At 61.2% G+C, this 12,612-nt stretch carries 10 protein-coding genes and 1 tRNA gene; 10 read left to right on the top strand and 1 reads right to left on the bottom strand.

The annotated features are described in order from the left end of the window. Window positions 1–189 precede the first annotated feature (189 nt). The 6 genes from EL234_RS04235 (at window position 190) to EL234_RS04210 (ending at window position 8,361) form a co-directional block, all read left to right on the top strand. The gene (locus tag EL234_RS04235) at window positions 190–1,881 is read left to right on the top strand and encodes a methyltransferase (RefSeq protein ID WP_126416295.1); all 1,692 of its coding nucleotides are present in this window, start codon (window positions 190–192) and stop codon (window positions 1,879–1,881) included. A 53-nt stretch (window positions 1,882–1,934) separates the two neighbouring features. Continuing rightward, window positions 1,935–4,622 (top strand): type I DNA topoisomerase, encoded by a 2,688-nt coding sequence (gene topA, locus EL234_RS04230; RefSeq protein WP_126416294.1) that lies wholly within the window; start codon window positions 1,935–1,937, stop codon window positions 4,620–4,622. Next, on the top strand, window positions 4,619–5,320 hold the full coding sequence (gene tmk / locus EL234_RS04225; protein ID WP_126416293.1) for a dTMP kinase: 702 nt from the start codon (window positions 4,619–4,621) through the stop codon (window positions 5,318–5,320). Before topA ends, tmk begins: the two co-directional genes overlap by 4 nt. After that, window positions 5,317–6,510, top strand: a complete 1,194-nt coding sequence (locus EL234_RS04220; protein ID WP_126416292.1) for a DNA polymerase III subunit delta' — start codon at window positions 5,317–5,319, stop codon at window positions 6,508–6,510. Before tmk ends, EL234_RS04220 begins: the two co-directional genes overlap by 4 nt. Before the next feature lie 95 nt (window positions 6,511–6,605). Beyond that, window positions 6,606–8,159, top strand: coding sequence for an alpha/beta hydrolase (locus EL234_RS04215; RefSeq protein WP_126416291.1), 1,554 nt, complete (start codon window positions 6,606–6,608; stop codon window positions 8,157–8,159). Window positions 8,160–8,288: 129 nt separating this feature from the next. Next, window positions 8,289–8,361, top strand: a tRNA-Thr gene (locus tag EL234_RS04210). Here the strand turns inward: EL234_RS04210 and EL234_RS09535 are convergent. Then, window positions 8,317–8,619, bottom strand: a complete 303-nt coding sequence (locus EL234_RS09535) for a helix-turn-helix domain-containing protein (RefSeq protein ID WP_407701392.1) — start codon at window positions 8,617–8,619, stop codon at window positions 8,317–8,319. The two genes, EL234_RS04210 and EL234_RS09535, sit on opposite strands and share 45 nt — an antisense overlap. A gap of 148 nt (window positions 8,620–8,767) precedes the next feature. Here EL234_RS09535 and EL234_RS04200 point away from each other — a divergent pair, with 148 nt between their 5' ends. From EL234_RS04200 to EL234_RS09400, 4 genes are all read left to right on the top strand, one after another. Then, on the top strand, window positions 8,768–8,986 hold the full coding sequence (locus EL234_RS04200; RefSeq protein ID WP_164712338.1) for a helix-turn-helix domain-containing protein: 219 nt from the start codon (window positions 8,768–8,770) through the stop codon (window positions 8,984–8,986). A 310-nt stretch (window positions 8,987–9,296) separates the two neighbouring features. Further along, entirely contained in the window at window positions 9,297–10,394 is a 1,098-nt protein-coding gene (locus tag EL234_RS04195; RefSeq protein ID WP_126416289.1) for a hypothetical protein, read from the top strand. 144 nt (window positions 10,395–10,538) lie between these two features. Continuing rightward, the gene (locus EL234_RS04190; RefSeq protein ID WP_126416288.1) at window positions 10,539–11,633 is read left to right on the top strand and encodes a hypothetical protein; all 1,095 of its coding nucleotides are present in this window, start codon (window positions 10,539–10,541) and stop codon (window positions 11,631–11,633) included. A 768-nt stretch (window positions 11,634–12,401) separates the two neighbouring features. Further along, on the top strand, window positions 12,402–12,611 hold the full coding sequence (locus EL234_RS09400; protein WP_197718463.1) for a hypothetical protein: 210 nt from the start codon (window positions 12,402–12,404) through the stop codon (window positions 12,609–12,611). Window position 12,612 lies beyond the last annotated feature (1 nt).

Here is a 12,612-nt window from a genome sequence, read left to right as displayed (position 1 = left end):
CGAAGAGCCTCCGACATAAATTTGCTCCTCTGAAAGGGCGGCTAGAACACCATTAGCGCCCGGTGAGCGAAAACTTTTCGCGCCCTGGCGGGTTATCTTGGTATATACGAAGATCTCCCGATATAGCGTGAAAAGTTTTCGGTGCTCGAAAGCGCCTGCGGGCAAAACAGGCAAAACGAAAGGTGTGAGATGGGCAATTCGGATGCGAGGGGCGAGGCTGGCGCCTTTTTGGTGGCGTTGCGGACCGATATCGCCGGGTGGACCCGCGAATCGGTCGCCGGCGAGCTCGGGAAAGACGCGCTCGCGGCCCTCGACCGCGACATGGCCGTGCCGGCCTCGATGGCCTGCGCAGGCGGCGCGCAGATCGCCCAGCTCACGAGGCTGTTCTGGCTCGGCGAGGAACTCAGCGATGACGAGCTGGCGGCGGCGTTGCCGACCGCGTGGCGGAAGTTAATGGGTGGCCGCGAGATTGTGAAAGGGCACGAAGGCGCGGAGAACCAGGACAAGCTTGCGGGTGCGGGCCAGCCTGTAGACCGGAGTGCGGCCGGGCATGTTCTGTTGGGCAGCCGCGGCGCGGGCGCGGGCCGCCTGTGGCGCTCACGCTGGCAGGTCGTTCCGGTCAACGTGCCGCAGCACGTACGGCAGGCGATCCAACGAGCCAACCCGGAATCGGCGGCGGCCCGCACGAACACGGTGTGGATCGCGTCCTCCCACGGCACACTGCAGGGCGCTCGTCACGCAGAGGACTTCGTCATGGGCGTGGGAGGCGCAACCCGCACCCTCGCAGCACTCGCGAACTACGAGCCCGGCCAGCGAGTGCTCGACCTCGGCACCGGCTCGGGCATACACGCGATCGTTGCGGCGCTCGCGGGAGCACGCGTTACGGCTACGGATATTTCGGACGCGGCCCTCGAACTGGCACGCCTCAACGCCGAGCTCAACGGCGTTCGCATTGACCTTCGCAAGGGATCGCTGTTCGAACCCGTGGCAGGGGAACGTTTTGACGTCATCGTGTCGAACCCGCCGTTCGTTATCACCCCGCCGGCCGCGAGGCCGGCCGTGGGCGCACTCGACTACCGCGATGCCGGCCTAGAATCCGACCAGGTCAGCGCGCGCGTCATCGGCGCGCTCGCCGATCACCTCACCCCGGAAGGCCGGGCCTGGATGCTCGTGAACTGGGAGATCCCCGCAGACCCGAACTCGGATTCCGGTGTGTCGACACCAGAGTCTGAAAAGGGGTGGGCGGCGCCCGTGCGCCGCTGGGCACACAAGCTCGACGCTCACCTCATCATGCGCGAGCAGCTACCCGTCACCTCCTATATTGAAACCTGGCTCGGCGATGGTGGCCTACGCCCCGGCCACCCTGATTTCGCGCCCGCCTATCGGGCCTGGCTCGCCGACTTCACTGAACGCCAGGTGAGCCACGTCGGGCTCGGCTACCTCGCGGCCGGGCTCCCACCGGCCTCACCGCCAACGCGCGAGCCGGTCTTCCTCGCCCAACACCTGCGCGGCACCGCGCCGGCGAACCTGCACGACTACATGAGCGCGATCTGGGCGGGCCGCCGCCTGAGCGCCACCGATCTGGTCAACATGAAGCCGGTGGCTAAGGACGTCGTCGAACATCGCTTCTATCGGCCGGGCGAAGCCGAACCGTGGATCATCAAGTTCACGCAAACCAACGGTTTCGGCGAGGAAATCCAGGCGGATACGGCGCTAGCCGGCTTCGTGTCTGTGGCGGACGGGGAGCTGACCTGCGGGCAGATCGTGGCGGCGCTCGCGGAATTATTGGGGGAGGATCCCGCTAAACTGGCCGCAACCCTACTGCCCAAGGTTGTCCACATGAAACAGTTGGGTATGCTGACATTCGATAACGCACACTAGGATCGAGCTAGCGCGGTTACGAAGCGGATAGAGCGGATAGAAAGAAGGAGTGCATGACGAAGCTGGTCATCGTCGAGTCGCCGGCGAAAGCGCGTACGATCGGGAACTATTTGGGGCCCGAGTACGAGGTTGAGGCGTCCATCGGGCATATCCGCGATTTGCCGCGCCCGTCCGAACTGCCTGCGGAGATGAAGAAGGGCCCGTATGGCAAGTTTGCGGTGGACGTGGATAACGATTTCGAACCGTACTATGTGGTGAGTCCTGATAAAAAGAAGAAGGTCTCGGAGCTGCGTGCCAAGCTCAAGGATGCCGACGAACTCTACCTCGCAACCGATGAGGATCGCGAGGGTGAGGCGATTGCGTGGCATTTGCTGGAGGCGCTCAAGCCGAAGATTCCGGTCAAGCGCATGGTTTTCCACGAGATCACGAAGGAAGCGATTGAGCGCGCGCTAGAAAATACGCGTGACATCGACACGGAGTTGGTGGACGCTCAGGAGACCCGTCGGATTTTGGACAGGCTGGTCGGCTACGAGGTCTCGCCGTTGCTGTGGCGGAAGGTGGCGCCGTCGCTGTCGGCGGGGCGCGTGCAGTCGGTGACCACTCGGCTCGTCGTGGAGCGTGAGCGGGAGCGCATGGCGTTCGTGCCGGCGTCGTATTGGGATGTGACGGTGCGCCACGCGAAGGCGAGCGAGAGCTTCGAGTCGAAGTTACATTCGCTGGATGGCGCGCGGATCGCGTCGGGTAAGGATTTTAACGACGACGGCGAGCTGAAGCCGAAGCCGGTACGCGACGGCGTGCGTGCGCTCGGCCAGGAGGACGCGGAAGCGATCGCGAAGGTGCTTGAGGGTGCGGAATCGTCGGTGGCGTCGGTGGAGACGAAGCCGTATCGGCGTCGGCCGGCGGCGCCGTTTACGACGTCGACCCTCCAGCAGGAGGCCTCCCGGAAGTTGCGGATGAGTTCGCGTGACACGATGAGCATCGCTCAGGCGCTGTACGAAAACGGGTATATCACGTATATGCGTACGGATTCGACGAACCTGTCCGGTGAGGCGATCGCGGCGGCACGCAAGCAGATCAAGGAGCTGTACGGGGCGGCGAGTTTGCCGGACAAGCCGCGGGTGTACGCGTCGAAAGCGAAGGGCGCGCAGGAAGCTCACGAGGCGATCCGCCCGGCGGGTGATTCGTTCCGCACGCCGCAGGAGGTGGCCAGCGAGCTGCGCGGGCGCGAATACGCGCTCTATGAGCTGATTTGGAAGCGCACGGTGGCGTCGCAGATGGCGGACGCGACAGGGTCGACGGCGTCGGTGCGGCTTATCGCCGATCTCGGCGGAGCTGCGGGTGCGCAGGAAGCCACGCTGGCGGCGTCGGGAACCATCATCACCTTCCGCGGGTTCCTGGCCGCCTACGAGGAGGGCGAGGACAAGAAGCGTTACGAGGACAAGTCGGATTCGCGGCTGCCGGACCTGCACGAGGGTGAGGTCGTGGCGAACGAGGAGGCCACGGCGGACGGGCATGAGACGACGCCGCCGCCGCGCTACACCGAGGCGTCGCTGGTGCGCGAGCTGGAGGAGAAGGGGATCGGCCGGCCGTCCACGTACGCCTCCACGATTTCCACGATCATCGACCGCGGATACGTGTATAAGAAGGGGCAGGCGCTCGTGCCCACGTGGCTCGCGTTTTCGGTGGTGCGGCTGCTCGAGGAGAACCTGCCGAACCTGGTCGACTACGATTTCACGGCCGACATGGAGGCCGAGCTTGACGACATCGCCGCTGGTGAGAAGGGGCGCGTGGAGTACCTGGAGCGGTTCTATAAGGGCGGCGACGGCGTGGAGGGCTTGCACGAGCAGGTCGAAGGTCTGGGTGACATCGACGCGCGTGCGGTGAACACGATCGAGCTGTCGGACCGGATTGCGGTGCGCGTGGGGCGCTATGGCCCGTATCTTGAGGAGACGAACGAGGCCGGCGAGGTGGCGCGCAGGGCGAATATTCCCGACGACGTCGCCCCCGACGAGCTGACCGTCGACAAGGCGAAAGAACTGCTCGACGCGGCACTGCAAGGGGATCGCGAGCTGGGTAAGGATCCGGAGACGGGGTACACGATCGTCGTCAAGGACGGGCGGTTCGGCCCGTACGTGTCCGAGGTGTTGCCCGACGACGCCGTCGCCTACACGCCCACGGGCAAGGTCTCGAAGGTCAAGCCGAAGCCGAAGACGGCCTCGCTGTTCGCGTCGATGAGCCCGGACACGGTGACGCTCGAGGAAGCGTTGAAACTGTTGGCGTTGCCGCGCGAGGTGGGAGAGAGCCAGGGCGAGATGATTATCGCGACGAACGGACGCTACGGCCCGTATATGAAGCGCGGTAAGGAATCGCGGTCGCTGGAGACCGAGGAGCAGATTTTCGAGATCACGCTCGAGGAGGCGGAGGCCATTTTTGCGCAGCCGAAGAAGCGGGGGCGGGCGGCGGCGCGTCCGCCGTTGGCGGAGCTGGGTAAGGACCCGGTCTCGGGTGGCACGATCCTGCTCAAAGACGGCCGGTTTGGGCCGTATGTGACGGACGGGATCGTGAATGCGTCCGTGCCGCGCTCGGACGACATCAACCAGATCACGCCCGAGCGGGCGCAGGACCTGCTGGTGCAGCGCCGGTTGAAGATCGCCGAGCAGGGCGGGCCGAAGGCGCGCAACAAGACGAAGAATACCGTGCGCGCGAAGGGACGCGGGCGCGGGAGTAAGGCGAAGAAGTGACGTCGCTCGGTGCCCGCGGCGGGCGGCGCGAAGGCCTCTTCATCTCGTTTGAAGGTGGCGACGGCTCGGGGAAGTCCACGCAGGTGAAGCTGCTGGCCGGCGCATTGGAAGCAGCCGGGCATGAGGTGGTCGTGACCCGCGAGCCGGGCGGCACGGCGATGGGCGAGCAGATCCGCGAACTGTTGCTGCACGGCGGTGAGATGGGGCCGCGCGCCGAGGCGTTGCTGTATGCGGCGGACCGGGCTCATCACGTGGAGTCGAAGGTGCGCCCGGCGTTGGCCCGCGGGCAGGTGGTGATCACGGATCGGTATCTGGATTCGTCGGTGGCCTATCAGGGTGCGGCGCGCGAGCTGGGTACGGGTGAGGTGCGCGACCTGTCGTTGTGGGCCGTGGGCGGCCTGCTGCCGGATGTGACGTTTTTGCTGGACGTGTCGGCCGAGGTGTGCGCCCAGCGGGCGCACGCCCGCACGGGCGGAAAGCTTGATCGGCTGGAGCGCGCCGGGGCGGAGTTTCATGAGGCGGTGCGCGCCCAGTTCCGCGAGTTGGCGGCCGCAGAGCCGGATCGGTTTTATGTGCTTGATGCGGCGCGTTCGCCGGAGGACTTGGCAGGCGAGGTCCTCGGCGTCGTCGCTGAATTGTTGGATGCGGGCGGGCAGCACAGTCGCGGCGCTCGCGGCGAGGCGGAGGCGCGGCCGTGAGCGTGTTTGCTGATCTGGTGGGGCAGGAGGCGGCCGTCGCAGAGTTGCGGCGGGCTGCTGAGGCGGCCCGCCAGATCGCGGGTGAAGACGTCGCTTCGGGCGAGCTCGGCAATGCGGCGATGAGTCACGCCTGGCTGATCACCGGCCCGCCCGGTTCGGGGCGTTCGCTCGCGGCGCGCGCGTTCGCGGCGGCCCTGCAGTGCACCGAGGCGGAACCGGGGGCGGGCGAGTGCGCGCAGTGCAAAGCTGTGATGGGCAACAACCACCCGGACGTGACGGCGCTGACCACCGACCTCGTCACAATCAAGGCCGACGACGTGCGCGCCTACGTGGCCAGCTCGTATCAGGCGCCGAGCTCGGGCAACTGGCGGGTGTTCATTATCGAGGACGCCGATCGGATGCTGCCTCGCACCACGAACGTGCTGCTCAAAGCGATCGAGGAGCCTGGCCCGCGCACGGTCTGGATCCTGTGCACGGCCGCCGTGGCCGACGTGCTGCCGACGATCCGTTCTCGCACGCGCAACGTTAATCTTGTGACGCCGTCGGCTGACGACGTGGCACGCCTTCTTGTGGAGCGCGAAGGCGTGACCGAGGAGAAGGCGAGGGTGGCCGCCCAGGCGGCGCAGTCGCATATCGGCGTGGCGAAGGCGCTGGCCACCGACCCGCAAGCTGGCGAGCTGAGGCGGAAAACGCTGGACGCCGTCGTCGGAATTAAAACGACGGGCGACGCCGTGCTGGCCGCGATGGAGCTGACCGACATGGAGGCGATGCGCGGCGAGGCAGGCGCGGAGGCGGACGAGGAGGCGATTGAGCGGGAGGTCGAGGAACGGTTGGCGGCCATGGGCTTGGAGGCCGGCGCGCGCGTGCCGGCGGCGGTGCGCAGCCAGGTGAAGGCGGCCGGCGTGGATTCGAAGCGGCGCGCCACGCGTACCATGCAAGACACGGTCGATCGCGAGCTGACCTACATCATGTCGCTGTATCGCGACGTGCTCGTCACCCAACTGGACGCGCAAGTCGACCTGATCAACGCCGATTATCGTGAGGCGATTGAGCGGATAGCGGTGGGGACGACGTCGTCGCTCACCTTAGAACGGATCGATGCGATTGCGACGGCGCGGCAGCGGCTGCGCGGGAACGTGGCGGTGCAGCTGCTGATGGAGGCGGCGCTGGTCGAGTTGCGGGCTCGATAAACCCGATAGTTTTCCACAGGTGCGGTTGTGGGATGGGCGCCCACAAAGCGCCGGGCTAGGATGACGCGGCTCATAAAATCGCATAAGTTTGAGGTGTGAAACTCAAACTGATTGCTCTGATTGCCGCAGCTTCGCTAGGCCTAGCTGCCTGTACGGATTCCACGAACGTGCCGGATAAGACGGAGACGCCGTCGCCGACGTCCCCGGTACAGACCGGCGATGCGGTCCCGATTGATGCAGCCATGCCCGAGATTCCGGCGGGGCTGGACAAGTTCTATGAACAAGAGTTGGCGTGGGAAGCGTGCGATGATTTTGAGTGCGCGGACGTGACCGTTCCGATGGATTATGAGAATCCGGGCGGTGTAACCATCACGATTCGGATGAAGAAGAGGGCCGCCGACGAACAGGCGATCGGTAGTCTGCTGGTGAATCCGGGCGGGCCGGGTGCGAGCGGGCAGTCGATGGCCGAGAGCGCGAACATGTTCTTTTCGGACGATCTTTTGAAACACTTTGATGTGATCGGGTTCGATCCGCGTGGGGTGGGCGATTCGGCGCCCGTCGACTGTTTGAGTGATGCCGACCTGGCCGCCTACCTCGACACGGCCCATCCGGACACCCCGGAGGGCGAGGCGCAGGAGCGTGCCGATGTGGATAGGCTCGTTGCCGGATGTAAAGAGAACACGGGCGACCTGCTGGAGTTTGTGGGCACGCGCGAGGCGGCACAGGACATGGACGTCATGCGGCATGTGCTCGGCGATCCGCGCCTGTACTATGTGGGTTACTCGTACGGCACCACGCTCGGCGGCATGTATGCGGAGCTGTTCCCGCAAAATGTGGGCCGGATGATTCTCGACGGCGCGGTTGATGATGCGATCCCGAATTTCGAGCAGAATCTTGCGCAGGCGAAAGGCTTCGAGCAGGCGCTTGACGCCTATATTGAGTACTGTATTGACGGCGGGGACTGCGCGCTGGGCGGCACGCCTGAGGAGGCGCGGGCAACCGTGGCCCGGCTCTTCGATGAGATCGGGGCGAACCCGGTGCCCGCGGGCGACCGCCAGCTCACGGAAGCGGGCCTGTTCTACGGGGTGGCCGCACCTTTGTATGACGATACGTCGTGGTTCCTCCTCGATTCGGCGTTCGACCAGCTGATCAAAGAGAACAACGGGGAAATATTCCTGCTGCTGTTTGACCTGTACATGTCTCGTCAAGGTGACACGTTTACCTCCAACATGACGGAGGCGAACTGGGCGATCAACTGTGCGGACACCGTGGTCGAAGGCGACGAAGCCGAGTGGGAGAAGCTCGCCGACAAGATGGCAGCAGAGGCACCTATTTTCGGTAAGGCGATGGGATATTCGCAGTATTTGTGTGCGCAGATGCCGGGCGGGCTGGATGAGCCGATGGGGCCGTTCGTGGCAAAAGGTTCGGAGCCGATCGTCGTCGTGGGAACGACCGGTGATCCGGCCACCCCGTACGAGTGGTCGCAGGCGTTTGCCGACAAGATGGACAACGCCGTGTTCGTCACCTGGGAGGGTGAGGGCCATACGGCCTACGGCCGGGCTGGCGACTGTATCGGCAAGCCGCTCGATGCCTACATGCTGCGCGGCGAGGTGCCCGACGACGGGCTGCGTTGCGTGGGGGATGAGTAGGCCCGCCCTGGTGCTGGCCGGCGCCCGCCTGATCGCGCGGGCGGACAGCGCGCGCGGCGCGGCGCGGCCAAGATCACGTCGCATTATTTGAAATGCGGTGCGCTGGTTAGGTAAATTGAACTGGCGCAGGCCACCTTAGCTCAGTCGGTAGAGCGTCTCACTCGTAATGAGAAGGTCGCGAGTTCGATTCTCGCAGGTGGCTCGACACGGCTCCAGAACCCACAAGGTCTGGAGCCTTTGCCATCTCTACTGTTTCTTCGGGTAGAAGTTCCGAAAGTGGAACATCTAGGAATGCAGCTGTTTTAACAAGATCGGTAGCTGACCATGAGACATGACCGGAAACTTTGCGAGAAACGACAGAACGTTGAATTCCTAGAAAGTCCGCAAGTTCCATTTGCATGAGACGTTTGCGACGTAGCCATGTGTTAACGCGCTCGCCGATGATCTGATCGACGCTCATTTGAGTAATGAATTCCTGAGTCGTTGTTGACATGCGACCATTGTTACATGCAATTGCATTGGGTGCAACTGAATTGAGTTGACAAATCAGATTGGCCTAACTACTCTCGCTAACAGAAGTTCATTAAATGCAACTAGATGGAGAAAATGTGGCCGAGAAGCTATACACCACTCGACAGGTGAGCGAAATGCTCAACGTGAGTCGGCAGACTGTCACGCGCTGGTGCGCTGAAGGGTACATTACCTACATTGAGTTGCCAACGGGGCAGTTTCGCATTCCCAAGTCGGAGGTTGATCGCATCCTCGTCCCCGTTGATCCGCACGATAACAGCAATGATCCTTTGCCGGGGCAGGGGGCTTTGCTGTGAAGATCTTTTTGTCCATGTTGGGGGTGCCTTTCGTTTTCGCGCTGGCTTTATTTGGTGGTGTAGTGGTGCTCGATGAGGTTTACGAAGAGATGAGTGTGGACTAATGAGGATTGTTAAGGCTTTCGCATTTGCTGTGGCTGTAGTTATCGTTCCTGATTCTGTGCGCGCACAAATGGGGTGGGGACTGTGACATCTTGCTCGTTCATGTCGTTTGATTCGCGTTCGCAGTCGGTGTTGTCAGTGAATAATAGGTGTAGCGCCCCGTAGGGTGTGAATAAAGTGTTTGTCTGCTTTTGGGAGGGCAGTGCAGGTGAGTATTACGGAACGGTTGAAGTCCACGACGGTAGGCCAACGGGTTGCGGCGGTTGCTGTGCTCGTGGTTGTTGTGTGCGTGGCGGTGTGGCTCGTGGTTGCTGGCCAGCAGCGTGCCGCGCGAGCCGAGGCTATCGAGCGCTATGAGACGACGTTAGCGACTTTTAGTACGGAGCTTGCGCAGGCGAAGCAGGATGCCACGGCGGTGCAGGATCGGTTACCGGAGTGCCGGGAGGTTGCGCAAACTTCGGCGGGTTACGTGCAAAAGCATGAGGCAACCTGTAGCACGGTAGAGAACTCGCTGGGAGCTATCTTGGACTATCCAGAAAAGCCGAAAGCAGTGATTGATGATCTTGAGGCGGCCTCGGTCGATGAGATCAATGCGGCTGCCGATGAGTTAGAGGACAAGGTAGCCCACGCCCGTAACATGCAGGAGATCGCTAAGGGATATGACGCTGACATTCAAAGCGTGATCGATACAGTGCGTGGCGAGTACAAGGACAAGCATGTACGTGAAGCGCTTGATGAAGCAACCGCGGCGGTTAAGGCCGCTCGTGACGAGATCGCAAAAGTCCCGGCTGGCTTGATTGAAGACTGGGTGATTTCCGAGCTGAACACGAAAGCTGATGATCTTGAGAAGTTTGTGAGCGACGTGGAGGCGCGGTTCGATGAGATCGACTACGAAGAGGCCATCGACACTCGCACCTCGCTTGCCGGGTATACCGGTGAGCTGACGACGGCGACAGCGGAACTGTCGCAAATGGCAACCGCGAACTCGGTTGGCGGACGCGGGTTTGCAGAAAGCTACCGCCGTGACCGTGACCAAAACGACGCAACAAGCAGTCAGCCCTCTGCAAACAAAGAAACCGCTAAGAACAGTAGCTCGAGTACTCGCAGTGGTAGCAACAGTGGGCGGAAAGCACCAGCCGCAGCGGCTCCGGCCGTTCCAACACGTGCGCAAGCACCTGCCCCGGCTCCAGCTCCAGCGGCTGCACCGAATACCGGCGGCTGGGTCGAAACTGGTGATGTCATCGTGGAAAACAAGACAGGCGAAGGCATTTGTGGTGATGAGTTTGGCAATACGTGGCCTTGCTAGACACGGTTCAATCTTTAGACGGAAGGAGTCCTAAGACCTGATTAGAGCGGTGGTGAACCATGTTCCCGCATGGTTCACCACCTAGGAAAGAGATGCAACCTTTTGGTTGTGCGTTAGTTTCAATCTTCCCTTAAGGAGAATTATATGTCGGTGAACGACAAGATCGGCGTGAAAAGCCGGTCTGCCGCGATTGTTGCGGCATTGACTTTGCTACTTACATTGTTCGTGCCAAGCGTGGCGCGAGCTGATTGGGATGCTTCGGTTGGCCGTGGACTCGATGTGCCGGGCGTGAATGCGGTTGGCTATTTGCGTCTTGGCCCGCATTACGTGGAGACCCCGTCGATTGATGGACAGACGGTGGAGGAAACGCCGATTTGGTGTATTAATGCTCGTCTTGCTGATCCTGGCCCGAATGAAATGACGTCGATTGAGACGTTGACGGATGCTTCGCAGTGGGGACCGACTGAACTGACAGTGACTACTCCTCAGATGGCGTGGCTCCTGAACAAATATCAGTACAACCAAGAAGACGTTAATCTTGCGGCGCTGGCGTATTTGATTCACGTGAATTTCGAATCGAATAAGACTGGTCATGCCCAAATTGCCGTCAACGAACTGATTGGATCGGTGCGCGCGAATTTGCCACAGGTCGAACAGCGCGCGCAGCAGTACGTGCAAGAAGCACGCCAGTCCGCCGTCGTCGGCTACGAAAGCGGTGGCGTTACGGGAGACGGCCAACGTACTGGAGCGATTAATGGCCTTGGCCAAAAGAATGGGGCAGGCTCGTATGTGGCAGGACTGCCACTATCAGTGACTCTCAACGGCCCGGCGGTATTCGATGCTACTGGCACGAACACGTGGTCAGGAACAACAAAATCTGAACCTGTCAGCCTCACATGGAGTGCTACTGGTAATGGAACCGTATCTTATAAGGCGGTTTATCATTCTGAAGTTCGTCGGACGTTGACGAAGTTTGGAGCTGATGGCAGGGTGCAGGACATGCTTTCGTATGGCAACCGTCCGGGTAGTGATCCTCGTGAGATCACGGTGGATGGGCCGTCGTGGCGGGTTATTTTTGATTTCCAGCCGATGGGTGTGTCGAATGTTGCCAAGATTTCCGAGTACGGCACGGCCGCTTCAGACACCGCGATCTGTCCCGGCTTGAGCCACTCCGTTAACCCGGCAGGTAAAGCAGCATCGTCACTCAGAGGCTCAATCGCCAACACGCCCACAAGGTGAGAATCAATAAAGGTGTTGTCCACTCGATAAGCAAAACTCGCGCTCTCCTCAGTAGAGACATATAAAGGTGAACGCGAGTTTGCTATCGAGTGCCTAGAATCAAGTTCAGCGGGGATCGCAGCTAGGGCGAAAAAACACATAACAACGAAGAATGATGTGAGCCCGACGGCAACCCGCTGAATAAAGCGTTGATTTGACATCTATGTTCTGGCTTCTAGTAAATCCAACCTCCGCAGTCCATCGGCAGAGGTGTCGAACGTGAAATGCAAGGTTGAATAGAAGTAATTGTGCTAGGAGCATACTTGGTTACTGTTGTGCCATAGCCGTTCTTGTTTGCTAAACCGGCTTGCTTTGTTCCTCCGTCATATTTGTAGTTAACGGCGGGAAACCTTCCATTCATTTTAGTCTCACTTCCCTCCATGGATCAGCTGGTGCTTATTTGCTAAGGGCATGGGGAAATAAAACACTCAAGAAACGTGTTGTCTCTCCCTAGCTTGATCTTAGGAGATGTGAAACCTGTCACGCAATCATTTTTTGGAGTCTTTAGTTTTACGCTTGCAACTTGTACTGCTGTCTATCTGGGCGTGATTGCCCGTTGTTTTAATTGTCGTAGTCACGTCCGCCATGAGTCTTGGCACTCTCTTGGGCATGTAATCCGGTGCCAACAGCCGATCAAGATCAGACCTCAGACTAAAGCGCGATTCCCGGGCCGCGCGCACCCCTCGTGCGGCAACCCGGGAATCGCTTCGGCAGAGTTCTCTGCCTAAAGTGTCTGCCCTACGCGGCGCGGACTATGCGGCGTGGTCGCAGGTTTCGCAGCTGCAGTCCGCACAGTTGCAGTTCGCGCAGTTGTCGGAGCAGTCCGGGCACTCGCACACGTTGTGGTTGCAGGTGGTGCAGGTGCAGTCGGCGCACTCACAGGTGGCGCAGATGCAGTCCTTACACTCGACGCACTCACAGGTGGCGCACTCGTCGTAGT

The organism is Trueperella bialowiezensis, from assembly GCF_900637955.1.
Taxonomy (GTDB): domain Bacteria; phylum Actinomycetota; class Actinomycetes; order Actinomycetales; family Actinomycetaceae; genus Trueperella; species Trueperella bialowiezensis.
The sequence above is the reverse complement of the archived record's forward strand: the minus strand, read 5'-3'. Positions and strand labels throughout refer to the sequence as shown.

Coding starts and splice junctions, on each gene's coding strand:
- EL234_RS04235 (WP_126416295.1), top strand. CDS start 190: ATGGGCAATTCGGATGCGAGGGGCGAGGCTGGCGCCTTTTTGGTGGCG.
- EL234_RS09535 (WP_407701392.1), bottom strand. CDS start 8,619: ATGAGCGTCGATCAGATCATCGGCGAGCGCGTTAACACATGGCTACGT.
- topA (WP_126416294.1), top strand. CDS start 1,935: ATGACGAAGCTGGTCATCGTCGAGTCGCCGGCGAAAGCGCGTACGATC.
- EL234_RS04190 (WP_126416288.1), top strand. CDS start 10,539: ATGTCGGTGAACGACAAGATCGGCGTGAAAAGCCGGTCTGCCGCGATT.